Origin of the sequence: Acidihalobacter prosperus (assembly GCF_000754095.2) — a bacterium.
Lineage (GTDB): Bacteria > Pseudomonadota > Gammaproteobacteria > DSM-5130 > Acidihalobacteraceae > Acidihalobacter > Acidihalobacter prosperus.
In genome coordinates this window covers 658,384-683,399 of the sequence record NZ_JQSG02000006.1, presented here as the reverse complement: position 1 = coordinate 683,399, position 25,016 = coordinate 658,384, and the positions used below count along the sequence as shown (strand labels likewise).

The following is a 25,016-nucleotide window of genomic DNA, read 5'->3' as shown; positions in this document are numbered from 1 at the left end:
GCGGCTATGCTACCAGAGCGCTCAACGATGCACGCGGGCGTACACGGCCTTGAGATAGGCCGTTTCCGGGATCGCCGGATGCATCGGGTGGTCGACCGACTGATACCCCTGCGCCAGTACCTTGAGTCCGCGTTCGATATGCCGCGCGCCCTGCTGCATCTGCGCGATGAGGGTATCGCGCGGGAGATGATACGAGCAGGAGCAGGAAACGAGGAAGCCGTCGCGGCCGATCAGCTGCATGCCGAGCTGATTCAGCCTTCGGTAGGCATCCTCGCCGGCGCGCTGATCCTTGCGCCGTTTGATGAAGGCCGGGGGGTCGAGAATCACGACATCGAAATGCTCGCCCGCCTCGCGCAGCCCGCGCAAGACCTCGAAGGCCTCGCCGCGCCGCGTCGTCACGCGATCTTGCACTCCGTTGAGTACCGCATTGCGCGCGGCGTAATCGAGCGCCGTCTGCGATTCGTCCACGCACACGACCTCGCGCGCGCCGTCGAGCGCTGCACGCACGCCCCAGGCACCGACATAGCTGAACACGTCGAGCACGCGCATGTCCGCCACGTAGGGCGCCAGCCGGTCGCGGTTGTCGCGCTGATCGTAGAACCAGCCGGTCTTCTGTCCGGCCCCCAGCGGGGCGACGAAACGCCGCCCGCCTTCCTCGATCTCGATCTCCTCCGGCGGCTCGCCCAACGCCGGGCGAACGTAACGATCCAGCCCTTCCAGCTCGCGGATCGCGGTATCGTTGCGCAGCAGGATGACCACCGGCCGCACGACCTTCTCGAGGGCCGCCAACAGGGCGTCGAGCTGGCGCTCCATCCCCGCGGTGGTCACCTGTACCACCAGGACGTCGCCATAGCGATCGACCACGAGCCCCGGCAGGTCGTCGCCCTCGCCGTGAACCAGGCGATAATAGGGCGCGCCGATCAGCCGCTCGCGCAGACCGAGCGCAACCTTGAGACGATGCACGATCAGCGACTCGTGCCAAGGGTGCCGGCGGTCGCGCGACACCAGACGCACGCAGATCAGGGAACGAGGGTTGACGTAGCCTGTGCCCAGATAATGCCCCTGGGCGTCCTCGATGGTCACGGGGTCGCCGGGCGCAAAGGCGGTCAGCGGAGTGCGTGCGACATCGACCTCGTTGCTGAACACCCAGAGGTGCCCTGCACGCAGACGGCGATCTTCCCTCGGCTTGAGCCGAAGCGGGGGTAGCGGGGTTTCGGACACTTCGACTCCTGACCGTGGACGGGCGGCCATTGTACGGCAAAGCGCCTGCCCTCAGGCGTCGTCCGCACCGTCATGCAGCAGCGCGTCGAGCGCCTGGCGATGGCGGTCGACGTAGGCGCGCGCGGCAGCGACGAAATCCGCGGCCTCGCTGCCCGGCATATAGCTCGACACCCCCGCCGCCTCGCGTTTCAGGCGCAGGATGCCAAGCGCCGCCAGCCGGGCCAGATCGCCGGCCAGCGCCTCGCAGTATTGACCGTAGGGACGCTCGATGAAGCCGTAGCCCAGATCGACGCCGGCCTGCTGCAGACGATCGACCAGCCGCTGCAGGCGCATCGGCGTTGCCGGGCAGCGGATACCCGCACGACGCACCAGCTCGACCAGCAGCGCCATGATCTCGCGACGCCCCGCCTCGTTCCAGTCGTCTTCGCTGGCGGCCGTTGTCCGGTGCAGTGCGCGGGCGGCAACCAGGGCGCGCATCGCGGCCAGTAGCGGGTTCGGACCGGTGCTCCAGCCATGCGCAAAGCCTTCCGTCTCGAAACCGAATCCCGGGAACTCGGCAGCCCACAAAGCCTGACCGCGCCCCCAGCTCAGCTCCAGCACATGGATGCGCATCCGGAAGCGCTCGATCAACGGCCCGCCGTCGGCCCAGTCCCGCGAAGGTGCGAAACGCACGCCGTCGACGGATACGATGCCGTCGTTGGTTTCCGGCGACAGCCGCAACGCCTGCGCCACCGCCAGATCGAGTGCCGAGCCTTCCAGAGCGGCTGCTTCGGGCCTGTCCATTTCCATGTAGACTTCATATCAGTCGGCGCAGTCGCATGCAACTGCGTCCGCCGCGCGCCGGCGCTGGCGCGACAGCCGGCAACCGCCTGGGCTAAAGTGCCGCGACACCCGGAACCCAGAGAGTCCTCGATGCCGAACGCCACAACCAACCGGCTGGCCCGCGAAACCAGCCCCTACCTGCAGCAACACGCGGACAATCCCGTGGACTGGTACCCCTGGGGCGAGGAAGCCCTCACCCGTGCCCGCGAGGAAGACAAGCCGATCCTGCTGTCGATCGGGTATTCGGCCTGTCACTGGTGTCATGTGATGGCGCATGAGTCCTTCGAGGATCCCGCGATCGCCGCCGTGATGAACGCGCATTTCATCAACATCAAGGTCGACCGCGAGGAACGCCCGGATATCGACCGCATCTACCAGACCGCACACTATCTGCTGACTCAGCGCGGCGGCGGCTGGCCGCTCACCGTGTTCCTGACCCCGGATCAGAGCCCTTTCTTCGCCGGCACCTACTTCCCGAAAGCGGCACGCTACGGCCTGCCAGGCTTTCCCGAACTGCTCGGCCGCCTGGCCGATATCTATCGCGACCGGCGGGCGGACATCGACCAGCAGAACGCGCAGTTGCTCGGCATGCTGGGTCGCCTGGGTCACGGCGAACCCGCGGACGCGCCGCTCAGCGCCATGCTGATCGACCGCGCGCGCGCCGAGCTGGCCCGACATTACGATCGCGCCTGGGGCGGCTTCGAGGCCGCGCCCAAATTCCCGCATACGGCGAGCCTCAATCGCCTGCTGCGACACTGGTCGGCCACCCGTCTCGACGGGCACGAGGACAGCGAAGCGCTGCACATGGCCCTGCACACCCTGGAACGCATGGCCGAAGGCGGATTGTTCGACCACCTGGGCGGCGGTTTTGCGCGCTATTCGGTGGACGAGCGCTGGGCCATCCCGCATTTCGAAAAGATGCTCTACGATAACGGGCCGTTGCTCGCGCTCTACGCCCAGGCCCATGCGATCACCGGAGGCGAGGACTTCCGCGCCGCCGCCGAGGCCACCGCGCGCTGGGTGATGCGCGAGATGCAAGCGCCCGAAGGCGGCTACTACTCCTCCCTGGACGCCGACTCCGAGGGCGAGGAAGGCCGCTACTACGTGTGGACGCGCGAGGCGGTGCGCGAGGCGGTCGGCGAGACCGACTTCCCGCTGTTCGCGGCGCGCCACGGCCTCGATTCGACACCCAACTTCGAGGGCCGCTGGCATCTGGTCGGCGCCCGCCCGCTGGCCGAAGCGGCCGCGACTGCGGGCCTCGACGAGGCGACCGCAGCGGCACATCTTGCCGCGGCCCGCGAACGCCTGTTCGCATTGCGCGAGACCCGTGTGCGTCCGGGCCTGGACGACAAGATCCTGACCGCATGGAACGCCTTGATGATCCGCGGCATGGCCATCGCCGCGCGGCACCTGGAACGCCCCGAATACGCCGACAGCGCCGAACGGGCGCTCGACTTCGTGCGCGGCACGCTCTGGCGCGAAGGCCGCCTGCTGGCCACCTGCAAGAACGGCCACGCGCATCTCCCCGCGTATCTGGACGACTACGCCTTCCTGATCGATGCCTTGCTGGAGCTGCTGCAGCTGCGCTGGCGCTCCGAAGACGCCGAGTTCGCGCGCGCGCTGGCCGAGGTGCTGTTGGCGCGATTCGAAGACGGCGAACGCGGCGGCTTCTACTTCACCGCCGACGATCACGAGACGCTGATCCAGCGACCCAAGCCGATGGCCGACGAGGCCATGCCCTCGGGCTACGGCGTGGCCACGCGCGCCCTGATCCGGCTCGGGCATCTGCTGGGGGAACCGCGCTACCTTGAGGCCGCGGAGCGCGCCCTGGCGGCGGCCTCCGGCGCCATCGACCAGGCGCCTTCCGCCCACTGCAGCCTGCTCGACGCGCTGGAGGAGCAGCTCAGCCCGACCCGCCTGGTGATTCTGCGCGGCCCCGGCGGCATGCTCGCACCCTGGCAGGCACGCTGCCTGAGGCCCTTTGCGCCCGCACGCCTCGCGTTTGCCATTCCTTCCACTACGGAAAGCCTGCCGGAGGCGCTGGCCAGCAAACCTGCCGCCGACATGCCGCAGGCCTTTTACTGCCGCGGCCCGCAGTGCGCGCCCGCCATCGGCGAACTGCCGGCACTGGACGACGCGCTGCGCGCGGACGAACCCGGCGCCGCCGTATCAGCCAGCTGATGTGGCGGCGCCGGCCGGGCGCTAGAGAAACGCCGGTTCGCGGGCGCGCTGGGTGAAATCCAGCGCGCCCAGCAGGTCGTAGGCGTGGGCATCCCGGGCGGTGAGGCTGGGCAGGCCGAAGCGCCGTTCGATCAGGCGCAGCACGGAGGTGGTGTCGGCCACGCGGGAATCTACATACCCGCGGCGCACGTACGGACCGACCATCAGCGCCGGAATCCGCGTGCCGCAGCCGTAGGCGTCCGGGCGCGGCGGCGCCACGTGATCCCAGAACCCGCCGCCCTCGTCGTAGGTGATCACCACCAGGGAGCGGCTCCACGCAGGGCTCGCCGCCAGTTCCTTGAGGCGCTCCATCACCCAGTGCATGCCGACGGCCGGGGCGGAGTTCTCCGGGTGCTCGTCGTGCGCGGCGCTGGCCTTGATGAAACTCACCGGCGGCAGCTTGCCGTCGCGCGCGTCGGCGCGGAAATCCTCCACGTCGCGCATGTGACCCCCGCGCACGTAGCCCGGCCAGCGCGGGAAATACTGGAAGGGGTTGTGGTGCGGGTTGTAGATGAGGTCCGACTGCACCACCGCCGAGCCGTCGCCCGGGCCGAAGGCGGTCTTGAGCGCCCAGGGCTTGACCTTGTCCCAGCCCTCGGCGTACCAGGCCCAGTCCTGGCCGGCATGGTTGAGCAGATCCCCGATGTTGGCGAAGCGCTGCTCGTCCGGCGGGGGCGCGATCTTGAGCGCGCCGTACCAGGATTCGGTCGGTCCGAGCAGCGGCGGCAGGTCGTTGATCAGGATGCCGTGGCGGTCGTAGGGCTTGTCGAGAATCGGCGGATCGAGCTGCCCCTCCAGCTTGGCGGGCGCCTGCGACCACTGGCACGAGCGCGCCGCTGCCAGGTACAGGGCGTTGCCCGTGGAGCCGCCCGACATGGCCTGGAAGAAATGGTCGAACAGCGCGTACTCGTCGGCCAGCGCGTGATAGGCCGGGATGTCCTCGCGACGGTAATGCCCGATCACCGCGCCGGACGGCTTGGAAGCCTCGGTGAGCAGCTTGACCACCCGTTCGTGATAGGCGGTCGTACCGACCTTGGGCATGTTGCGGATCTGCGCCTCGATGTCGGCCACGTGCCGGGTCAGCGCGAGACCGACGAAACGATCCATGGCGCCGCCGTTGACCTGCTCGTACATGCGAAAGAAATGGTGCGCGGGATCCCAGGGCACGTTGTCGCCGGCGGGGATGTAGGGTGCGAGATGGAACGGCCGGTTGGGCAGGCTCGCGCTGTCGAAGGCGGGGATGTCGAGCGGCACCGGCAGCACCCCGTAGGCCACCCCGGCGGGATCCTTCTGCAGGCCGTCGAAGCGGGGGTCGAGCTCGCCCGAGGCATTCAGCAGATTGGCCACTGGGTGACCGTTGGGGTTCCGGTAAGTGCCGAAATAGTGATCGAAGCTGCGGTTCTCCTGATAGATCACGATGATGTGGTCGATACGGTCGCGCAGCCCGCTCAGCGGCTCCGTGCCCGCCGCCTTGGCCAGCGGCGCCAACCACGGCGCGGCAACGGCCAAACCGGCCGCGGCGCCGGCAGACTTGAGCAACCTGCGCCTACTGTTATCGATACGATCCCTGGATTCGCTCATGTGACACCTCATTGGATGTGCCGATCGGCGGGCACGCGCCCGTTCCGACGAAAAGACCCGCGCGCGGCGGGCCTAGTTCGTGAACATTCGGTGTCAGGCACGCCGCTCAGGGAATGGCGTAGCTGCGCTCGCTCATCAGGTCGACCCCGCAGCGGAGTTCCGAGATCCAGTCGAGGAAGCGGCCGATCATCTTTTCACCCCGAAACGGCTGGCCGTGCTGGGGCACGATCATCTCGACGTCCAGCCGGCGGATATTGTCCGCCCACAGACGGCAGGCGCGATTGCCGGTCATGTAGCGCTGGTGGAAACCGAGCATGTGCGGTACATGGGCGTCGAAATCGGTGACCGGACGGTCCACTCCGCCGCCGCCCATGGACGCGCCCATGTCGCCCGAAAACAGAATCTTGCTGACCGGGTCGTAGAAATGGAAGTTGCCTACCGAGTGCAGGAAGTGGGCCGGCACCGCCTTGAGCACGGACTCCCCGAGCGGAATATCCATGCCCTCGTCCGGCAGCGGCATGCAATTGCCACCCACCTTGTCACCCAGATAGGACGGCAGCAGATGGGGCAGGAAGCGCGACCACAACTTCGAACACACCACCGTCGCGTGCGTGCGGGTCACCCAGCTCTGCATCGAGGAAATGATGTCCGGATCCTGATGCGAGGCGATCAGATAGGTCAGCTTGTCCAGGCTCAGGTGCTTGCGCAGTTCCACCGACAGCGCAGTGAAGGTCAACTCGCCGCCCGGATCGAGAATCGCACTCTGATCGCCGTCCAGGATCAGAAACTGATTGGCCTGCACGCCGCTGCCGCCCGTCACCAGATCACCGAAAGCCAGGCAGGCATGACTACCCTTCCGATACAGCGTCACCGACATTGGCCGAACCTCCATTAGTTATTCATAATTTGTCGACGAACCGTCACATTACCACTTTTTGAACGCGGTCATACGACCGACCGACAGGGAGACTCATGAACAGGACACTTGCGGATTTCATCGCCGACGCGCGTACCCGGGTGACGGACATTTCGGCCGACGATCTCGCGGAACGGATCGAGGATGGCGAGGACATCGTGCTCGTCGACACCCGCGAACCATACGAGTATGCGAAGGCTCATATCCCTGGCGCCCTGCTGATCCCACGTGGCCTGATCGAAAGCGCGGCGGATCCGAACAACGCCAGACGCGTCGCGGCATTGCACGAGGCGCGCGCAAAAACCGTCGTGCTCTACTGCGATACCGGTGGGCGTAGCGCGCTGGCGGCGGACATTCTGCAACTAATGGGCTTCTCCCGTGTTCTAAACCTCGCGGGCGGGATCAAACTTTGGGATGCGGAGGATTACCCGACCGAGTCCGGCGAGTACGCCATGCCGCTCCCCTGAGCGGTCCGGATGTAATCGAAGCATCACCTGCCGGTCACGGCGCTGACAACTCGGCCACCTAGCATGCGCGAAATGCCGGACAGGAGATGGATCATGGGTGAGAATCTGGCTCGCGCCAGCTTGGCGCAGATGCACCTGGTAGCCGAACTGGCGACCACCGACGCGCAGGTGCGCGAGTCCCAGCGCCTGCGTTATCGGGTGTTCGCCGAGGAAATGGGCGCGCAGGTCCATTCGGCCGCCCCCGGCCTCGAAACCGACGGATTCGACCCCTATTGCCACCATCTGCTGGTACGCGACACCCGCAGCGGCGAGGTTATCGGCAGCACGCGCATCCTGACCGATACCCAGTCGCGGTTGTCGGGCGGTTTCTACTCGGAGTCGGAATTCGATCTGAGCCCGATCCTGGCCCTGCCCGGGCGCATCATCGAGATCGGCCGCACCTGCATCCATCCGGAACACCGCAACGGGGCTGCGATCGGCGTATTGTGGTCCGCGCTCGGCCGGTTCATGAGCATCCATCGGGTGGACTACATGATCGGTTGCGCCAGTATCGGCCTGCGCGACGGCGGGCACGAGGCGCAGGCGATCATGGCCCGCATCCGCAAGCAGGGCTACCTGTCGCCGGAAACGCTACGCGCCGCACCGCGTCATCCGCTGGAGACCCCGGCCACGCATGGTACGCTATCATCCCTGAGCATCCCGCCGTTGCTCAAGGCTTACCTGCGTCTGGGTGCCTGGATTTGCGGAGAACCCTGTGAGGACAAGGCTTTCAATGTCGCCGATCTGCTCATTCTGCTTGAGGTCGATCGCCTCAATCCGCGCTATGGCCGGCATTTTCTCCAAGCCGGCTCCTCGCGGCGCCTGCCCGTGGCCTACTTGAGTCATCCCGGTCGACACGTCGATGCGCAACCTGAGACGTATTCGTAGACTCCTGAGTCTACTGCTGCATGCCGCGCTGGGCGCGGTGCTCACGCTCGCGTTCACGCGCCCGCGGCAGGTCGCGCCCGGACCCGTCTTTGATGCCATCGCCTGCTGGTGGCGGGCGCGCATCGGCCGCATCCTCGGACTGCGCATCGTGACGCACGGGCAACCGCTGCCCGGACCCGCCCTGTGGGTCGCGAACCACATTTCCTGGATCGACATCGCGGCTCTGGGCGGTTTTGTCCCGGTCAGTTTTCTGTCGAAGTCCGAAGTCCGGAACTGGCCTTTGATCGGCTGGCTGGCCGCACGCGGCGGCACCCTGTTCATCCGCCGCGGCCAGCGCGGCGGTGCCGATACCGCCACCGAGGAAATCACCTGGCATCTGATCCGCGGTCGCCGGGTGATCCTGTTCGCCGAAGCCACGACCACGCGCGGCGATCGCGTGCGGCCCTTCCACCCCCGCCTGTTCGCGACCGCCATTCGCGCCGGCGTCCCGGTCCAGCCCGTTGCGCTGCGTTATCCGCCCCACCCTGGCGCGGAGGCCGGCGCGCCCCATCCAACCGTGCCGTTCGTCGATGACGACACCCTGCTGGCACATGCCTGGCGCGTACTCGGAGAGCCTCGCATCGACGTCGAAATGACCTTTCTGCAACCACTGGCCACCCAGCACGGCCAGGAGCGCAAGGCGCTCGCGCTGGCAGCCCATGACGCCGTCGATGCCTGCGTCACAGGCGCCGGAACGCGCGCGGCCCGCATTGAGCAGCCGGGCGGTTACGCATGAACACGCTGGCCGACAACCTGCCGGCCGTGCCGCACCCGCACGAGGCCGGTGCGGCCACGCCACCCGTCCGCCTGCGCATCGCGCTGATCACGGAAACCTGGCCACCCGAAATCAATGGCGTCGCCAACACGCTCCGCCACTGGGCGGGCGGCCTGCTGGAACGTGGGCATCGCATACAGCTGACCCGTCCCGGCCAAGGCGGCCATGACCGCAGCCGCGCTGAAGCCGGCGGCCTGGAGGAATGTCTTGTGCCTGGTCTGCCCATCCCAGGCTATCGCGGCCTGCGCTTCGGCTTGCCCGTGACGCGCGCACTGCACCGCCAGTGGGCGCGCTTCCGCCCGAGCATCGTATATATCGCCACCGAAGGCCCACTCGGCATGGCCGCATTGCGCGTTGCCCGCCGGCTGGGCATCCCCGCGATCACCGGGTTCCACACGCGCTTCGATTTCTATAGCCGGCATTACCGGCTGGGCTGGCTCGAACCGGCGATACGGGCCGTTCTGCGCCGTTTCCACAACCGCTCTGCCGGCACCCTGGTGCCGACCCGCGAGCTCGCGCGGAAACTCGGCAACGAGGGTTTCGACAACGCCAGTGTCATCTCCCGGGGCGTGAACACGCAGCTTTTCGGCCCACATCGGCGCGATCCCACGCTGCGGCACGAATGGGGCGTCGACGAAAATACGCCGGTTGCACTCTACGTCGGGCGCCTGGCACCCGAAAAGAACATTGCGCTGGCGGTGAGCACCTTCCGGTACATGCAGATACACACGCCCGAACTGCGCTTCGTCGTGGTCGGGCATGGCCCCCACGAAACGTCGCTGCGCCGCGAGAATCCCGACCTGATCTTCGCCGGCCCCCGCATCGGCGAAGATCTGGCCAGGCATTACGCGAGCAGCGATATCTTCCTGTTTCCGAGCATCAGCGAAACCTTCGGCAATGTGGTCCTGGAAGCCATGGCCAGCGCCTTGGCGGTCGTCGGCTTCGATTATGCGGCCGGCCGCGAGCATATCGAATCCGGCATCAACGGCCTGCTCGCCCCGCTGGGAGACGAGGCCGCCTTCCGTGAGCAGGCCGCAACGGCGGCCAGCGACGTCAACTTATTGGAACGTCTGCGCCCCGCGGCGCGTCATACGGCTGAAACCCTAGACTGGTCACATATCACCGACCAGCTCGAAGCGCTACTCTACGAGTATGCGTTATCCGATGATGGATCCCCGTCTGCGGAGGAGGATTGCCATGCGTCTGCTTGAACGTCTGACCGAGGTGGACCAGCACGTCTGCCGTCTGTTCAATCGCGCCAATCGCCGCCGGATGCCCGCACGCCTATTCGCTGCGGTCAGCCGCCTGGGCGATGGCGTCTTCTGGTACGCCATCATACTGGCTCTGCCATTGATACACGGAGCGGCAGCCGCACGGGTCAGCCTGCAGATGGTTGCGGTCGGCCTGATCTCGCTGTTTCTGTATCGCTGGCTCAAACACACCACCAGCCGTCCGCGCCCCTGTCAGGCCGAAGTCGGCATTCTGCAAAGCGTGGCGCCGCTGGACGAATTCAGCTTTCCGTCCGGGCACACCATGCATGCCGTCGGCTTCAGCATCATCCTGGTGGCCTACTATCCGCTTTGGGCGGTGGTGGTGATCCCCTTCACCATCCTGGTGGCCCTGTCGCGGCTGGTACTCGGCCTGCACTACCCCAGCGACGTCATTGCCGGCGCCCTGATCGGCAGCCTGACCGCAGCGGCCAGTCTCTATGCGTTTTCCGGCGGCATGATCAGCTAGCCTCGACGTTCCGACCGCCACTGGCCGACAGGCACGAAGCACAGCGGCTGGGCCGTGCCGACCCACTCGTAGACCACCGTCAGATCCGGCGCACGGGCAGCCACGCCGCAGTCCTGGCCACAGCCGCCTGCACAATTTCCGGCAACCACCCCGGGCAAGCGCCTCACGCGACCTCGCTGCATCCAGAACTCGAGCACACCCTCCAGCGCGCGCGGATCGCTGTCGAACCGGTTGACCAGATCCATCATCGGCGCACGGCCTCGGCGAACCAGGTAATCCTTGATGACTGCCGGTCCCATCACGCTTCCCTCGACAGCGCCGTGGCGGGCGACCGACGCAATCCATAGCGCCTCAGACCCACAACCACCATTGCCAGCGTGGCCAGCACGGCAGCCAGCCAGAACAGCGCGCTGGCGGGATGTGCCGAAAACGTCGCCATCTGGTAATAGATCACCGCCAGGCCGTAGGCCCACAGCAAGCCCCAGAGAACAGCAAAAGTCGTCCAGCCGCGACTGCCTGTTTCGCGTCGAATCGCGGCGATGGTGTTGACGCAAGGCATGTAGAGCAGAATGAAGATCAGATAAGCGATGGCTGCCGGCACGGTGAACAGACTCCCAAGGCGCGTAAGCGTGTTGACCTCCAGTCCCTGTGCCTCCGCCGAAGTCGCAAGACTGCCAGAGGCGCGCTGAAGGCCGCCGAAGCCCAGCGGATCGAGGAAACCATGCGCAAAGGCGGCTGCATTGGCCGGAATGGTGGCGACGGCCGCGCCGAGCTGCTCGGATAGGCTGGTCGAAGGTGTCGTAGCAGTCGCTTCGTCGGCAGGCGCGCCCATCTTGCCGTAAACGCCGTTGAGCGTGCCCATCACGATTTCCTTGACGACCACGCCGGAAAGCAGACCCACGGTCGCCGGCCAGTTTTCCTGGGTGATGCCCATGGGCGCGAACACCGGCGTCAGCCCCTTGCCGACCTCGGCGAGTATCGACTCGCCCACCTCATGATCGCCCAGCCCCCGGCCCGTCGGGCTGATGCTGGCCAGTGCGGTCACGATCATGGAGGCGATGATGATGACCTTGCCGACCCGCAACAGGAACACCGACAGCCGATCCCAGGTATTGCGCAGGGTCCCGCGCAGCGTCGGGAAGTGATAGGCCGGCAACTCCATGACGAAAGGACTCGCCTCACCGCGCAGCGCCGTGCGCTTGAGAATGAAGGCGGTCAGGACCGCAACCACGATACCCAGCACGTACAGGGCAAACACGAGCTGACCGCCGTATTCGCGGAAAAACACGGCCACGAAGGCCATGTAGACCGTGAGGCGGGCGCTGCAGGACATGAAGGGCTGCATCAGCGCGGCCACCAGCCGCTCGCGGGGATCCTCTAGGGTGCGCGTCGCCATTACCGCCGGCACATTGCAACCGAAGCCGACGATCATCGGCACGAAGGCCTTGCCCGGCAGGCCGATGCGGCGCATGAAACGGTCCATCACGAAGGCCGCGCGGGCCATGTAGCCCGAGTCTTCGAGAATCGAGAGAAACAGGAAAGTCATGCCGATCGGCGCGATGAAGGTCGACACCAGCTGGATCGAACCGCCCAGCGAATACGCCAACAGGCTGATCAGCCAGCCAGGACTGCCCCAGGATGCCAGCAGGCGCGCAAAGCCCTCGACGAAAATCGCACGCGTGGTCTGATCGAAGAAATCGAGAAAGATATTGCCGCCGTTGAAGCTGACCACGAACAGCAGATACATCACCAGCAAAAAAACCGGAATGCCGAGATAGCGATTGAGGACCAGACGATCGATACGATCCGAAGTGCTACGCCTCACCAGGCCCTCGCGGCGCATCGACTCCTGCAGCAATTCATGTACGAAGGTATACCGCGCCTCGGCAATGAAAACGTCTGCGGGTTCGCCGAGATGCCCCTCGATACGCGTCTGATGGTGTCTGGCCAGGTCCAGGGCCGCCTCGGGAGCCAGCGATTCCGCCTGCGCATCGCCTTCCAGTAGCTTGACACCCAGCCAACGGGGATCCATGCCGTGCGCCTTTGCCGGCACGGCCAACAGGCCGACGAGTTCCTGCAGCGCATCTTCGATCAACGGCGCGTAGTTCAGTGCGACGCCCCGCCGCGCACCCCCCAATCCCTGCGCAACCGTACGTTTGAGCGCGTCCACCCCTTCGCCCCGCGAGGCCACCATCGGCACCACGGGGCACCCCAGCCCTTCGGCCAGACGCTCCAGATCCAGGCGCACGCCCGCCTCTTCCGCGGCATCGAGCATATTCACTGCCAGTACCAGCGGCAGGCGCATCTCCAACAGTTGGGTCGTCAGATACAGATTGCGCTCGAGATTGGATGCGTCGACGATATTGACGATCAGGTCCGGTTCGCCGGACAGCACGTAATCGCGCGCGATCGCCTCGTCCAGCGAGGCGCTTGACGCGGCATCGAGTGAGTAGGTGCCGGGCAGGTCGACCACCTTGATCGAACGCCCATTCCATTCGAAACGCCCTTCCTTGCGCTCGACCGTCACGCCGGGCCAGTTGCCGACCTTCTGTCGCGAACCGGTCAGGGCATTGAACAGCGTAGTCTTGCCGCAATTCGGGTTGCCGATCAGCCCGATGACACCTTGGGTCATGCCAACACCTTATTGATTGATAATCATTATCGTCTGCAGATAAAAAAATACCGCGCTGGAATCCCGTCAAAGACGTTCGATTCGCAGCGCGGCAGCCTCATCCTTGCGCAGGGTCAGCGCAGAGCCCCGCACTCGGATTTCAACCGGATCGCCGAGTGGAGCCAGGCGGGTGACGGTGAACTCCGCCCCCAGGGTCAGTCCCATCGCCATCAGCCTGCGGCGGTACACTGCCTCGGATTGTGCGAAGCCCCGCACCCGTCCTGACTCCCCGACCTTAAGGTCCGCTAGGACCATCGCCTTACTCCCCCCATCAAACCTTCACAACCCATATCCGGTGCAGCATGCCGAGACTCAAGGCCAAGCGCGACGAAGCCAGGCTGACCACGGCGCCAGCGCCGCCCTCACGCTGCGCGAGCATGAACTCACTGCCCAGCCCGAGCCCCATGGCCGCCAGCCGTCTTTCCAGGGCCTCGCCACCGCCCAGATTCACGATGCGCACGCGCTCGCCTGTCGCCGCCATCGCCAGCGGAAAACCGCCCACGGCGGGATGCTTCGAGGCAGCGGCCAATCCGGTTACGGCAGCGGTCATCGGCGAACTCCGGTGTTGCGTTGAACTTGATGGAGAGTATACGCCGTTTTTTTATTAATGAGAACTATTATTGTTAACAATCTCATGAAGGCCTGGGGCGCGAGTGTCGCGACGGCCATAACAGACTCAACAGAAACAGTGTCGCCGCCGCCACGACAATCGAAGGCCCCGCCGGTGTATCCCAATGCAGCGAGCCGAACACCCCGCCCATCACGGCCAGCACGCCCGCCAGCGCCGCGAGCACGGCCATGTGCTCGGGCGACGAGGCGAAACGACGCGCAGCCGCCGCCGGAATGATCAGGAGCGCCGTGATGAGCAGCATGCCGACCACCTTCATCGCCACGGCGACGACCAGCGCGAGCAATAAGACGAAGACCAGATTGTCGCGTGCCGCAGGCACGCCCTCCACGCGCGCCAGATCCTCATGCACAGTGGCCGCCAGCAGGCCGCGCCAGATGCTGGCCAGCACCAGCAGCACCAACAGGCCGCCGAGCGCGATGGTGATCAGGTCGTCACGGCCGATCGCAAGGATGTCGCCGAACAGATAGCCCATCAGGTCGATGCGCAGCGACGGCAGAAAGGCGATGGTCACCATACCCAGCGAAAGCGCAGTATGCGCGATGATGCCGAGCAGCGTGTCGCTCGCCAGGCGCCGGCGCCCCTGCATGGCCACCAGCATCAAGCCAGCGATCAGACAGACCGCCAAAATCCCGATACGCAAATCCACGCCCAGCAGAAAACCGAGCGCCACGCCCAGCAATGCCGAGTGCGAAAGCGTGTCGCCGAAATAGGCCATTCGGCGCCACACCACGAAACAGCCCAGCGGCCCCGCCACGCAGGCCACCCCCATGCCGCCGAGCAAGGCATGCCAGACGAATTCAGGCATCGCTGCCCCCCTTATCTATAGCCCCTTCCTCCCCCATGGCCGGGAGGACATCATGGGCGTGATCATGATCGTGAGCGTACACGGCCAGACCGCGCGTGTCGGTGCCGCCGAACAGCTGGCGGTAGGCCGGATCCCGGCTGACGGCCTCGGGCCGCCCCGTGCAGCAGACGTGACCGTTGAGGCAAATCACCCGGTCGGTCGCGGCCATCACCAGATGCAAGTCGTGCGACACCATGAGCACGCCGCAGCCCTGTTCGTCGCGTATCTGGCGGATCAAGCGATAAAATGCGGCCTGCAGGCCGACATCCACACCCTGGGCCGGCTCGTCCAAAACCAGCAGTTGCGGATCGCGCAATAGCGCACGCGCAAGCAGCACGCGCTGCATTTCACCTCCGGAAAGTCCCTGGATCGGGCTGCCCAGGAGTCCCTCGACTCCCAGCCTCGCAGCCGTACGCGCCACCGCGGCCCGGTGACGCGCGCCGAGACGCAGGAAGCGCGCCACGTTCATCGGCATCACGGCGTCCACGGTCACCCGCTGCGGCATGTAGCCAAGACGCAGGCCCGGACGGCGCGACAGGCGTCCGGCACTCGGCCTTTGCAGCCCGAGCAAGGTTCTGACCAATGTCGTCTTGCCCGCACCGTTGGGGCCGATGAGCGTAACGATCTCACGCTCACCCAGCGTCAGATCAATGCGATCCAGCACTCGCCGCTCGTCGAAATCCACGCACAAGCCGGCGGCGCCAATCAAAAACTCCTGAGAAATGCTCACGCGCGCCGGCACCGTCGGCAACGTCCGCTGACCTCGATCAACTGCGACGCCGGCTCGAAACCGTGGGCCGCTGCCACCTCCCGCACCGCGCCGCCGAGCGCGCCATGGTCGATCTCGGCGGCATGTCCGCAATCCCGGCAGATCAACAACACGCCGCCATGAGTGTGGGTGTCTCCGGGGTGATCGCAGGCCACAAAGGCGTTCGTGCTGCGCACGCGGTGGGCGAGCCCCTGACTGCGCAGAAAGTCGAGCGCACGGTACACCGTCGGCGGCGCGTCGGCGAACCCGGCTTCACGCAGATCCGCCAACAGTTCGTAGGCGCCGGCAGGCGCCCCACGCGCAATCAGGCTTTCGAACACACGGCGGCGCAGCGGCGTGAAGCGCACGCCGCGCTCGCGGCACAAGGCCTCGGCCTGCGCCAGACGGCGCCCAAGCGCCTCGCCTCGCACCGCCGCACCGGACTCTGCGGTTTCGCTCATGACGGTCCCCAATCTAGATTTGTTATATTATAACTTCACTCCAACCAAGACCCACAAGGCCCTCCATGTTCTCTCACGCCTCCGCGCGACCGACCCGCCGCGCTCTGTTCGCCATCAGCCTCGTGATATGGCTGCTTTCGCCCACCAGTCAGGCCGCGACGCACGTGGTGGCCAGTATCAAACCCATCGACTCCCTGGTCGCGGGCGTCATGGCTGGCACCGGCGAGAGGCCGCATTTACTGGTACCGGGTGCCGCGTCGCCGCATACCTACAGCCTGCGTCCGTCCGACATGGCCGCGCTGAGCAGCGCCCAGGTGGTCTTCTGGGTAGGTCCCATGCTGGAAACCTTTCTCGCCCGTCCGCTCGCCCAGCTTCCGAGCGGCGTACGGGTAGTCGCCCTTGCGCGCGCGCCCGGTGTCCGCCTGCTCCCCGTCCGCGTCGGTTTCGGTGTCGCCCAGGAGGAACACGACGACGCGCACGAGTCCCCGGACACGCATGCTGGGGATGCCGGGATCAATCCGCACATCTGGCTCGACCCGCGCAACGCCGAGGCCATGGTACGGGAGATTGCCCGCACCCTGAGTGCCGTCGACCCGGCCCATGCCGCACGCTACCGCGCCAATGCCGATGCCCTGGAGGCGCGACTGCGTCGACTCGACGACGCGCTGCAGCGCACGCTGGCGCCCGTCAGGGGCGTGCCCTTCATGGTCTTCCATGACGCCTACGCCTATTTCGACGCGCGTTACCGATTGAACGCCGTCGGCGCGCTGACCGTGGAACCGTCGCTGCCGCCTGGGGCGCGGCGAGTCGAAGCCGCCCGCGAAGCCATTCGGCACTACGGGGTCCGCTGCGTGTTTCGCGAGCCTGAATTCGCCTCGCCGCTGATACGCACGGTAACCGCTGGGCGCGACGTGCGCGTGGGCGTGCTCGATCCGCTGGGCGCGGACCTCAAACCGGGGCCGGATCTCTATTTCAGACTGATGCGCAACCTAGGCGCTCACCTGGAGGCGTGCCTTGCCCACTGAGCAACCAGCTCGGGTACCGGCAGCGGCATGCCGGCGTCGACGACTTCGTCGCCGGCATGCTCACGCTCCACCCGCTTGTGGTCCGCCCAATGGATAAGCTGCAGGCGGCCGTCGCGGCGCTCGACCAGCGCAGTGCAATGCTCGACCCAGTCGCCATCGTTGCAGTACAGCACACCGTCCACCTGCTCGATGCCGGCAACATGGATATGCCCGCACACATAGCCGTCGAATGCGTGCCGCGCCGCCTCGTGTGCCGCCGCCCCCATGAAACGTCGCACATAACGGCGAGCGCCGCCAGAGCGGCCCTTGAGCCAGGCAGACAAAGACCAATAGGGTCTGCCGTAACGCCCGCGCAGCCGCGCGGTCTGGCGATTGAGCCAGAGCAGGACGTTGTAGGCGGCGTCGCCGATCGCCTGCACCACGCGGCCGCAGTGCACCGCGGCATCGAATTCGTCGCCATGACTGACCCGCAGCCGTCGCCCGTCGCGGGTCACGTGAACGTCGTCCAGGCGTATCTCGATGCCGTTGTAGGTGCTGCCGGCCAGGCTGCGCAGAGCTTCGTCGTGGTTGCCCGGGATATACACCACGCGCGTGCCCGCGGCGGCCAGATCGAAAAAGGCGCGCAGCACCTCGCTGTGCGTTTGCGGCCAGTGCACCTGACGCCGCATCGCCCACAGATCGATCACGTCGCCGACCAGATAAAGCGTGTCGCAATGCGTGTGACGGAGAAAATCCAGCAGGTAGTCGGCCCGGCAGTCGGCCGTCCCCAGATGGATATCGGAAATGAAGATCGCACGGTAGTCGAGCCGTTCCATGTCCACCCCCAGTCGCCCGGATGTGGGCACTATGGGTGGGCAAGATGACAGGGCGATCTCATCGGCTTGACGATGCGATGAAGTCCGCTGGACGTCAGAACAACAGCAGCGCCCACACGATCACGGCATTGAGGATGCTGACCAGCACCGCCGCCGACCCCATGTCCTTGGCGCGCGCGGACAGCAGATGGCGCTCGCCGCCGAAGCGATCGATCGCGGCCTCGATGGCGGAGTTGAGCAATTCGACCACGAGCACCAGGAACACGCTGCCGATCATCAGCGCACGGGCGACGGCATCGTCGCCCAGCCACAGCGCCAGCGGCATGAGCACCGCGCTGACAGCCAGTTCCTGCCGAAAAGCGGATTCGTGACGGAACGTTGAACACAGACCATGCCAGGAATATCCGGCCGCCTTGACGATACGCTTGAAGCCCGTGTGACCGCTCGACGCCATGAAACCCCATCCCCGTTGTGCGAGCACACACTAACGGGGCAAGGTTTCAGGGCGATGAATGGGGGCGGAACGCCGGATTCAGGATGACGGCTGCCAGCGCAAGTCGAGTTCGCGCGCGGCGCGCACTTCGTCGAAACGGCGGTTGGGCAGACGGTAGGGCGCGCCCTTGACCATGTCGGCCTCGCTCATGGATTCCCGGCGGATGGTGGCCATCGACTCCACGAAGCCGTCCAGGTCCTCCCTGGCTTCGGTCTCGGTCGGCTCGATCAGCAGACATTCCGGCACGAGCAGGGGGAAGTAGGTGGTCGGGGCATGATAGCCGTAATCGAGCAGCCGCTTGGCATAGTCCATCGCGGTGACGCCGGTCTCCTTGGCCTCGCGCTTGAGCGTGACCACGAACTCGTGGGTCGCCCGGCGTTGCGGATAGGCCAGCGAAAATCCGGCATCGCGCAGCCTGACGGCAAGATAGTTGGCATTGAGGGTTGCGTATTCGGCCACCCGCTGCATGCCCTCGTGTCCCAGCATGCGCATATAGGCGTAGGCGCGCAGCAGCACGCCGACGTTACCCATGAAGGCGGACAGCCGCCCGATGCTTTGCGGCATGTCGGCTTCGGTCAGCAGGCGGTACTGCCCGCTCTCGCGCGCCACCACCGGCACCGGCATGAACGGCAGCAGACGTTCGCCGACGCCGACCGCACCCGCACCCGGCCCGCCGCCGCCGTGCGGGGTGGAGAAGGTCTTGTGCAGATTCATGTGGATGACGTCGAAGCCCATGTCGCCGGGACGCACCTTGCCGAGAATCGCATTGAGATTGGCGCCGTCGTAGTACAACAGGCCGCCGGCCTCGTGCACGATCGCCGCGATCTCGTGGATACGCCGCTCGAACACGCCCAGCGTCGAGGGATTGGTCAGCATGATACCGGCGGTCTGGGGATCGACGGCGGCGCGCAGAGCCTCCATGTCGACATCGCCCTCGCTATCCGTCGGAATTTCCCGGACACCGTAGCCGCACATGGTCGCGGTCGCCGGGTTGGTCCCGTGCGCGGCATCGGGCACCAGAATTTCGGTGCGCGCGTGATCGCCGCGGGCCTCATGGTAGGCGCGGATCATCGCCACGCCGGCGAACTCGCCCTGCGCGCCGGCCATCGGCGTCAGCGAGACGCCGCGCATGCCGGTCACGCCCTTGAGCATTTCCTGCAGCTCGTAAAGGCAGGCCAGCATGCCTTGGGCATGCGCGTCCGGCGTATGCGGATGCAGGCTCAGGAACCCATCGAGCATCGCCGCCGCGTTCGAGCCGCGCGGGTTGTACTTCATGGTGCACGAACCCAGCGGGTAGAAATGGGTGTCGATGGAGAAGTTCTTCTGCGACAGCCGGGTGTAATGGCGTACCGCCTGCAGCTCGGACACCTCGGGCAGCCCCGTGGCGCTGCGACGCCGGAAACGTTCGGGCAGGGCAGCCGTGTCGGCGGTCTGCAGCGGCGCCTGCGCGGGTGCGCGGCGCCCCGGGCGGGCATGTTCGAAGATCAACATGGGCGAAAACTCTCGTAGGAATGGAATGACGCCGCCGGCACGCATGGTGCCGGCGGCGTCCGCTCAGGCCAGCGCCGCCAGGGCGGCGTCGTAATCCGGCTCGTCGGCAATCTCGGGCACCAGCTGCGTGTAAATCACGCGGTCGCCTTCGTCGATCACCACCACCGCGCGCGCGGTGATCCCCGCCAGGGGACCGTCCTCGATCAGCACGCCGTAATCCTTGGCGAAGGCGCGCGTGCGCATCAGCGACACCGGGATCACGTTGGACAGCGACTCGTCGCCGCAAAAACGCTTCTGCGCGAACGGCAGATCGGCGGAGACCATCAGCATCACCACGCCCTCGCGGCCCCTCGCAAATTCGTTGAACTTGCGGGTCGAGGTCGCGCAGGTCGGGGTGTCCAGGCTGGGCACGATGTTGAGCAGCTTTTTCTTGCCGGCATAACTGGCCAGGCTGACGTCGTTCAGATCGCCGTCGACCAGATGGAAGTCCGGCGCCTGCGTACCGACCGCGGGCAGTTCGCCGGTGGTGTGGATCGGATTGCCTTGCAAGGTGATCGTGGCCATGTGCTTCTCCTTCGGTGGTGGTCAGCCCTTGAGGGCACGCTTGAGGCTGTCGATGTAGCGGTCGATGTCGTCCGCCGTCTTGGTTTCGGTGGCGCAGACCAGCATCACGTCGCTCAGCGCCGGGTCGACGCGGCCGAGGTCATAGCCGGCCTGGATACCGTCGGCCGCCATCGCCTCGCACACGCCTGCGGCCTTGCGCGGCAGGCGCAGCGCGACCTCATGGAAATACTCGCCCGCAAACGCCCGACGCGCGCCGACTTCGGCGGCACGCTCCGCCAGGGCATGCGTATTGGCGTAGCTGGCGCCGGCGACCCGCGCCAGTCCGTCGGGCCCGAGAATCGCCATGTGGATGGTCGAGGCGGTCACCACCAGTCCCTGGTTGGTGCAGATGTTCGAGGTCGCCTTCGAACGTCGGATGTGCTGCTCGCGCGCCTGCAGGGTCAGCACGAAGCCGGGCTTGCCGTCGGCATCCACCGAGCGCCCGACAATGCGCCCGGGCATCTGCCGCACATGCTGCTTACGCGTGCACATGAAGCCGTAGTAGGGGCCGCCGTATGACAGCGGCGCGCCCAGCGGCTGGCCATCGCCGACGACGATGTCGACGCCACTCTCCCCCCATTCGCCCGGCGGCTTGAGCAGCGCCAGGGTCATCGGGTTGACGGCCGCGATCATGATCACGCCATGCCGGGCGGCCCAATCGCTCAACGCGTCGACCTCCTCCAACACGCCGTAGAAATTCGGCTGCGGCACCACCAGGGCGGTGGCCGCGCCCGTCTCCGCATACGCGGAGAGTGCGGCTGGATCGAGGCGCCCGCTGGCCGGATCGCAAGGCAGATCGACGAGTTCGATGCCCTGGTTGTGCACGATGTTGTGCGTGGTGGCGCGCCAGGCCGGGTTCAGGCTGGCCGGCACCAGCACCTTCCGCGTCTTGGCACGGCGGTTCAGGCGCACCGCCATCAACACCGCCTCGGCGAGCGCGGAGGCGCCGTCGTACAGAGAGGCGTTGGACACCTCCATACCGGTCAGCCCGGTCATCATGGTCTGGTATTCGTAGATCAGCTGCAGCGTGCCCTGCGAGGCCTCGGCCTGATAAGGCGTATAGGCGCTGTAGAACTCGCCGCGGGTGGCGATCTCCCAGACGGCGGCGGGGATGTGGTGTTCGTATGCGCCGGCACCGATGAAATTGAGCATCGGCCGATCCTGGCCGGCGCGTTCGCGCATCAGGCGCAGGGTTTCCATTTCCGAGAGCGCCGGCGGCACGCCGTCCAGACCCTTGGCGCGCAGCGCGGCCGGAATTTCGTCGAACAGATCTTCGATATCGGTCACACCGATGGCCGCGAGCATATCGCGGACATCGGCATCGGTATGCGGAATAAACGGCATGGGTTGCTTGTCCTCGACGGGGCCTCAGCCCTCGGCTTCCACGAAGGCGGCGTAGGCATCGGCGTCCATCAGGCCGGCCAGGCCATCGGCCGCCTGCAGGCGCAGGCGGAAGAGCCAGCCGTCCCCATAGGGATCCTGGTTGATCAGCTCGGGGCTGTCGGCCAGTGCCTCGTTGCCCTCGATCACCTCGCCGTCGAGCGGCGCATACACGTCGGAGGCGGCCTTCACCGACTCCACCACGGCGCAGGCATCGCCGGCGCTGACCTGGCGCCCGGCCTCGGGCGGCTCGACGAACACCAGATCGCCCAACAGCTCCTGGGCATGGTCGGTGATGCCGACGGTGCAGCTGCCGTCCCCATTGTCGCGCACCCATTCGTGGCTCTGGGTGAATTTCAGTTCCGCCGTCTGCTGACTCATTGCGATTGTCTCCCGAGACTGTCTTGCGTGTAAGTAAAAAGGCTGTAGGGTGCAGGCTGCGGCTACAAGCAGCTTTGGCCGTTGCGCACGAACGGTGGCTTGACCACGCGCGCGCGCAGGCGCTTGCCGCGGATCTCGACCTCGCAGCGCCCGCCGGTACCGGCGGGCACGCGGGCCAGCGCGATGGCAACCCCGAGGGTGGGCGAGAAGGTGCCACTGGTGGTTTCGCCCACGCCGGCGCCGTCGGCGATCACGCGCTGATGACCGCGCAGCACGCCGCGGTCCTCCAACACCAGACCCACGAAACGGCGCAGGCCACCGCCCGTGCGTTGCCGCTCCAGCGCCTCGCGGCCGATGAAATCGCGCTCGGCCGGCTCCCAGGCCACGGTCCAGGCCAGACCGCATTCCAGCGGACTGATGGTTTCGTCCATGTCGGTGCCGTAGAGATTCATGCCGGCCTCAAGGCGTAGCGTGTCGCGTGCGCCCAGGCCGATCGGCCGCACCCCGGCTGCCAGCAGGGCGCGCCAGAAGGCGGCAGCCTCGTCGTTCGGCAGCATGATTTCGAAGCCGTCCTCGCCGGTATAGCCCGTGCGCGCCACGAAGCGCTCGCCCAGCTCGGCCGCCTGGAACACGCCCAGCGCCAGCGCACGCGCGCCAGCGTCGCCGAGCACGCCAGCCGCCAGTTCACGGGCGCGCGGCCCCTGTACCGCCAGCATGGACAGATCGTCGCGCACCTCGATATCGACGTCGAAGGCCTCGGCCTGCTTGCGGATCCAGGTGAGATCCTTGTCGCGGGTCGCCGCATTGACCACGGTACGGTAACGCCCGTCGTCCAGGTAATAGGTGATCAGATCGTCGATGACCCCGCCATCCGCCTGCAGCATGCAGCTGTACAGGGCCTTGCCGGCCTGCTTGAGGCGGTCGACGTCGTTGGCTAGCAGACGGCGCAGGAAATCGCGTGCGCCGGGGCCCGCGAGATCCAGTACGGTCATGTGCGAGACGTCGAACACACCGGCTGCGCGGCGCACCTGATGATGTTCTTCAAGCTGGGAGCCGTAGTGAAGCGGCATGTCCCAGCCGGCGAAATCGACCATCTTGGCGCCGGCGGCGAGGTGTTCGTCATGCAGGGCGGTACGTCGGGTCATCACTCGGGTTCCCATCAAAAAGGCGGCAGGCGACATCCACCGGATGCCGGTCGCCGCCCCTCTGTCCACGGACCTGAGAGATCAGGCCCCATGGCGGAGCCCTCCCCTTCGGTGGGCGGGCCGAACCCGCCGCTCTCCAGAGTCGATATCGGCCCGCGTGTCCTTTTGCCTGAGCGTTTCCGGGCGGTTTGCGCCTTCGGCGCCCCGCCAGCGGCGGGGTCTCTCCAAGCGGGCTTGTCGATCGAGCGGCCAACTATAAACGAGAGCCGCGCGAGAGAGAAGCTGCGCACCCGGTCAATGCTTGCCCAGCACTGCCACGGTCTCCTGCGCTGCCGACGTCATCTGCGCCTCGATCGCGCGCAGGCCGGCCAGCAGCTGGGTGTCGTGCGAGGCGCGCAGGGCCTTGGCGGTCAATCCCGCCATAGCGTCGGGACGCAGCATGGTCGCGTTCGCCGGCAACGCAACCTTCTCCGTCGGCTCCAGGCCCTTGTGCCAGAAGGAATGGCCGTTCGGCGTGAGCCATTCCTCGACGGCGAGCAGCAGCGCGGCACCGTCGGGCAGCATGAATTGCTGCAGCACGGTACCGGTTCCAAAGGTCTTTTCGCCGATCAGCGGCGCCCTGCGATCATCCTTGAGCGCGCCGGCGACGATCTCCGCTGCACTGGCGGTGCCACCGTTGACCAGCACGACGACCGGCAACGCGGTCTTCGGCACATCCGCGCTCACCGGTACCGGCCGCACCCGCCCGTGCACGTTGCGCTCCAGCATGACGTTGCCCTTGACCACGAACTGGCTGGCCACGTCGATCGCCTCGGTAAGCAACCCGCCGGGATCGTTGCGCAGATCCAGGATGATGCCGCGCGCGCCGGCCTCTCGGGCGGCGGCCAGCGCCTTGGCAAGCTGCTCGGCCGTGCCATTGCTGAAGCTCGAGATGCGCACGTCGGCCACCACCGTACCCGGCAGCATGTGCCAGCTCACGGTGTGGATCGGGATTTTCGCGCGCACCAGCGTGACGGTGCGTTTCTTGCCGTCGGCGGGATCCATCAGTTCGAGCACCACGCGCGTACCCACCGGGCCGCGGATATGATCGACCACTTCTCCCAGCGGATCGCCGGTCACGCTCTTGCCGTCGACCTTGAGGATGATGTCGCCCGGCCGCAGATGCGCGCGCTGGGCGGGGGTGCCGTCGAGCGGGGTCACGATCACGACCTGCCGCCCCTTGAGCCTGACCTCGGCGCCGATGCCGGCGAAGTGCCCGCTGATGACCGAATCGGCCATCTTGACCATGTCCGGCGTCAGGAAAGTGCTGTGGCCGGTGTCACCCAGGGAGTCCACCATGCCGCTGATTGCCGCGTAGGTCATGTTCCTGGGCTTGATCGAGGCGCGGTCGACGTAGTGCGCGTCGATCAGGTTCCAGGCCCGCGACATCAGCAAAAAATCAGGCACCGCGCGCCAAGGCACCACTGCTGCGGGGATGAGACCGGCGAGATACTGCCGGTCGACCGCGACACCGGCCACAAGCCCGAAAACGAATACCAGCAGCAGGGTGGTCAAACGCATGCGACGGGGGGGGGAGGCAGGCTTCACGGCGACCCTCTTGATGCCATTGGACAGCGCGGCCGG

General features: G+C 66.4%; 26 protein-coding genes and 1 riboswitch. Of the genes, 7 read left to right on the top strand and 19 right to left on the bottom strand.

Features of this window, described 5'->3' with window-relative positions:
- Positions 1–21 precede the first annotated feature (21 nt).
- Together THPRO_RS13930 and THPRO_RS13925 are read right to left on the bottom strand one after the other, a co-directional pair.
- On the bottom strand, positions 22–1,221 hold the full coding sequence (locus THPRO_RS13930) for a class I SAM-dependent rRNA methyltransferase (RefSeq protein WP_038090830.1): 1,200 nt from the start codon (positions 1,219–1,221) through the stop codon (positions 22–24).
- Positions 1,222–1,272: 51 nt separating this feature from the next.
- On the bottom strand, positions 1,273–2,010 hold the full coding sequence (locus THPRO_RS13925) for a phage protein NinX family protein (RefSeq protein WP_038090833.1): 738 nt from the start codon (positions 2,008–2,010) through the stop codon (positions 1,273–1,275).
- Between the two features lie 123 nt (positions 2,011–2,133).
- Here THPRO_RS13925 and THPRO_RS13920 point away from each other — a divergent pair, with 123 nt between their 5' ends.
- Entirely contained in the window at positions 2,134–4,224 is a 2,091-nt protein-coding gene (locus THPRO_RS13920; protein ID WP_052064448.1) for a thioredoxin domain-containing protein, read from the top strand.
- A 21-nt stretch (positions 4,225–4,245) separates the two neighbouring features.
- Here THPRO_RS13920 and THPRO_RS13915 read toward each other — a convergent pair whose 3' ends face one another.
- Positions 4,246–5,844 carry a phospholipase C gene (locus THPRO_RS13915; RefSeq protein ID WP_065089774.1) on the bottom strand — a complete coding sequence of 533 codons (1,599 nt, stop codon included), beginning with the start codon at positions 5,842–5,844 and terminating at the stop codon, positions 4,246–4,248.
- Between the two features lie 106 nt (positions 5,845–5,950).
- Positions 5,951–6,721: an oxygen-binding di-iron domain-containing protein gene (locus THPRO_RS13910; protein ID WP_038090841.1), complete on the bottom strand. Its 771-nt coding sequence runs from the start codon at positions 6,719–6,721 to the stop codon at positions 5,951–5,953.
- A 95-nt stretch (positions 6,722–6,816) separates the two neighbouring features.
- Between THPRO_RS13910 and THPRO_RS13905 the strand changes: the two genes are divergently transcribed.
- The 5 genes from THPRO_RS13905 to THPRO_RS13885 all read left to right on the top strand — a co-directional run bounded on the left by THPRO_RS13905 (position 6,817) and on the right by THPRO_RS13885 (position 10,705).
- On the top strand, positions 6,817–7,227 hold the full coding sequence (locus tag THPRO_RS13905; protein ID WP_038090842.1) for a rhodanese-like domain-containing protein: 411 nt from the start codon (positions 6,817–6,819) through the stop codon (positions 7,225–7,227).
- Between the two features lie 93 nt (positions 7,228–7,320).
- On the top strand, positions 7,321–8,154 hold the full coding sequence (locus THPRO_RS13900; protein ID WP_065089773.1) for a GNAT family N-acetyltransferase: 834 nt from the start codon (positions 7,321–7,323) through the stop codon (positions 8,152–8,154).
- Complete coding sequence (locus THPRO_RS13895) at positions 8,129–8,929, top strand: lysophospholipid acyltransferase family protein (protein ID WP_052064449.1); 801 nt, start codon at positions 8,129–8,131, stop codon at positions 8,927–8,929. Before THPRO_RS13900 ends, THPRO_RS13895 begins: the two co-directional genes overlap by 26 nt.
- Positions 8,926–10,179: a glycosyltransferase family 4 protein gene (locus THPRO_RS13890; protein ID WP_082954661.1), complete on the top strand. Its 1,254-nt coding sequence runs from the start codon at positions 8,926–8,928 to the stop codon at positions 10,177–10,179. Before THPRO_RS13895 ends, THPRO_RS13890 begins: the two co-directional genes overlap by 4 nt.
- Positions 10,166–10,705 carry a phosphatase PAP2 family protein gene (locus tag THPRO_RS13885; protein ID WP_145930870.1) on the top strand — a complete coding sequence of 180 codons (540 nt, stop codon included), beginning with the start codon at positions 10,166–10,168 and terminating at the stop codon, positions 10,703–10,705. The genes THPRO_RS13890 and THPRO_RS13885 overlap by 14 nt, the downstream gene beginning before the upstream one ends.
- On the opposite strand, the gene THPRO_RS13880 is transcribed toward THPRO_RS13885, so the two are convergent.
- From THPRO_RS13880 to THPRO_RS13850, 7 genes are all read right to left on the bottom strand, one after another.
- A complete protein-coding gene (locus tag THPRO_RS13880) occupies positions 10,702–11,004 on the bottom strand; it encodes a FeoC-like transcriptional regulator (protein WP_052064450.1) in 303 nt (100 codons plus the stop codon). The genes THPRO_RS13885 and THPRO_RS13880 overlap by 4 nt on opposite strands.
- Positions 11,004–13,337: a Fe(2+) transporter permease subunit FeoB gene (gene feoB / locus THPRO_RS13875; protein WP_038090843.1), complete on the bottom strand. Its 2,334-nt coding sequence runs from the start codon at positions 13,335–13,337 to the stop codon at positions 11,004–11,006. The genes THPRO_RS13880 and feoB overlap by 1 nt, the downstream gene beginning before the upstream one ends.
- 66 nt (positions 13,338–13,403) lie before the next feature.
- Positions 13,404–13,631, bottom strand: a complete 228-nt coding sequence (locus THPRO_RS13870; protein WP_038090844.1) for a FeoA family protein — start codon at positions 13,629–13,631, stop codon at positions 13,404–13,406.
- A 16-nt stretch (positions 13,632–13,647) separates the two neighbouring features.
- On the bottom strand, positions 13,648–13,926 hold the full coding sequence (locus tag THPRO_RS13865; RefSeq protein ID WP_052064451.1) for a FeoA family protein: 279 nt from the start codon (positions 13,924–13,926) through the stop codon (positions 13,648–13,650).
- A gap of 82 nt (positions 13,927–14,008) precedes the next feature.
- Positions 14,009–14,812, bottom strand: coding sequence for a zinc ABC transporter permease subunit ZnuB (gene znuB, locus THPRO_RS13860; protein WP_065089771.1), 804 nt, complete (start codon positions 14,810–14,812; stop codon positions 14,009–14,011).
- Positions 14,805–15,581, bottom strand: a complete 777-nt coding sequence (locus THPRO_RS13855; RefSeq protein WP_236717321.1) for an ATP-binding cassette domain-containing protein — start codon at positions 15,579–15,581, stop codon at positions 14,805–14,807. Before THPRO_RS13855 ends, znuB begins: the two co-directional genes overlap by 8 nt.
- On the bottom strand, positions 15,578–16,060 hold the full coding sequence (locus THPRO_RS13850) for a Fur family transcriptional regulator (protein ID WP_052064452.1): 483 nt from the start codon (positions 16,058–16,060) through the stop codon (positions 15,578–15,580). The genes THPRO_RS13855 and THPRO_RS13850 overlap by 4 nt, the downstream gene beginning before the upstream one ends.
- A 65-nt stretch (positions 16,061–16,125) precedes the next feature.
- On the opposite strand from THPRO_RS13850, the gene THPRO_RS13845 reads away from it, so the two are divergent.
- Positions 16,126–17,085: a zinc ABC transporter substrate-binding protein gene (locus THPRO_RS13845; protein WP_052064453.1), complete on the top strand. Its 960-nt coding sequence runs from the start codon at positions 16,126–16,128 to the stop codon at positions 17,083–17,085.
- On the opposite strand, the gene THPRO_RS13840 is transcribed toward THPRO_RS13845, so the two are convergent.
- The 8 genes from THPRO_RS13840 to THPRO_RS13805 form a co-directional block, all read right to left on the bottom strand.
- A complete protein-coding gene (locus THPRO_RS13840) occupies positions 17,058–17,900 on the bottom strand; it encodes a UDP-2,3-diacylglucosamine diphosphatase (protein WP_038090846.1) in 843 nt (280 codons plus the stop codon). The two genes, THPRO_RS13845 and THPRO_RS13840, sit on opposite strands and share 28 nt — an antisense overlap.
- Positions 17,901–17,994: 94 nt before the next feature.
- Positions 17,995–18,354 carry a diacylglycerol kinase gene (locus tag THPRO_RS13835; RefSeq protein WP_065089770.1) on the bottom strand — a complete coding sequence of 120 codons (360 nt, stop codon included), beginning with the start codon at positions 18,352–18,354 and terminating at the stop codon, positions 17,995–17,997.
- Positions 18,355–18,432: 78 nt separating this feature from the next.
- Positions 18,433–19,884, bottom strand: a complete 1,452-nt coding sequence (gcvPB, locus tag THPRO_RS13830) for an aminomethyl-transferring glycine dehydrogenase subunit GcvPB (RefSeq protein WP_038090849.1) — start codon at positions 19,882–19,884, stop codon at positions 18,433–18,435.
- Between the two features lie 63 nt (positions 19,885–19,947).
- The gene (gene tpx, locus THPRO_RS13825; protein WP_065089769.1) at positions 19,948–20,448 is read right to left on the bottom strand and encodes a thiol peroxidase; all 501 of its coding nucleotides are present in this window, start codon (positions 20,446–20,448) and stop codon (positions 19,948–19,950) included.
- A 21-nt stretch (positions 20,449–20,469) separates the two neighbouring features.
- Positions 20,470–21,831, bottom strand: a complete 1,362-nt coding sequence (gene gcvPA, locus THPRO_RS13820) for an aminomethyl-transferring glycine dehydrogenase subunit GcvPA (protein WP_038090851.1) — start codon at positions 21,829–21,831, stop codon at positions 20,470–20,472.
- A 24-nt stretch (positions 21,832–21,855) separates the two neighbouring features.
- On the bottom strand, positions 21,856–22,248 hold the full coding sequence (gene gcvH / locus THPRO_RS13815) for a glycine cleavage system protein GcvH (RefSeq protein WP_038090853.1): 393 nt from the start codon (positions 22,246–22,248) through the stop codon (positions 21,856–21,858).
- Between the two features lie 62 nt (positions 22,249–22,310).
- Positions 22,311–23,393 (bottom strand): glycine cleavage system aminomethyltransferase GcvT, encoded by a 1,083-nt coding sequence (gene gcvT / locus THPRO_RS13810; RefSeq protein ID WP_038091018.1) that lies wholly within the window; start codon positions 23,391–23,393, stop codon positions 22,311–22,313.
- A 147-nt stretch (positions 23,394–23,540) separates the two neighbouring features.
- Positions 23,541–23,631, bottom strand: a riboswitch (glycine riboswitch).
- Between the two features lie 56 nt (positions 23,632–23,687).
- Complete coding sequence (locus THPRO_RS13805) at positions 23,688–24,980, bottom strand: S41 family peptidase (RefSeq protein WP_161489993.1); 1,293 nt, start codon at positions 24,978–24,980, stop codon at positions 23,688–23,690.
- Between the last annotated feature and the right edge of the window lie 36 nt (positions 24,981–25,016).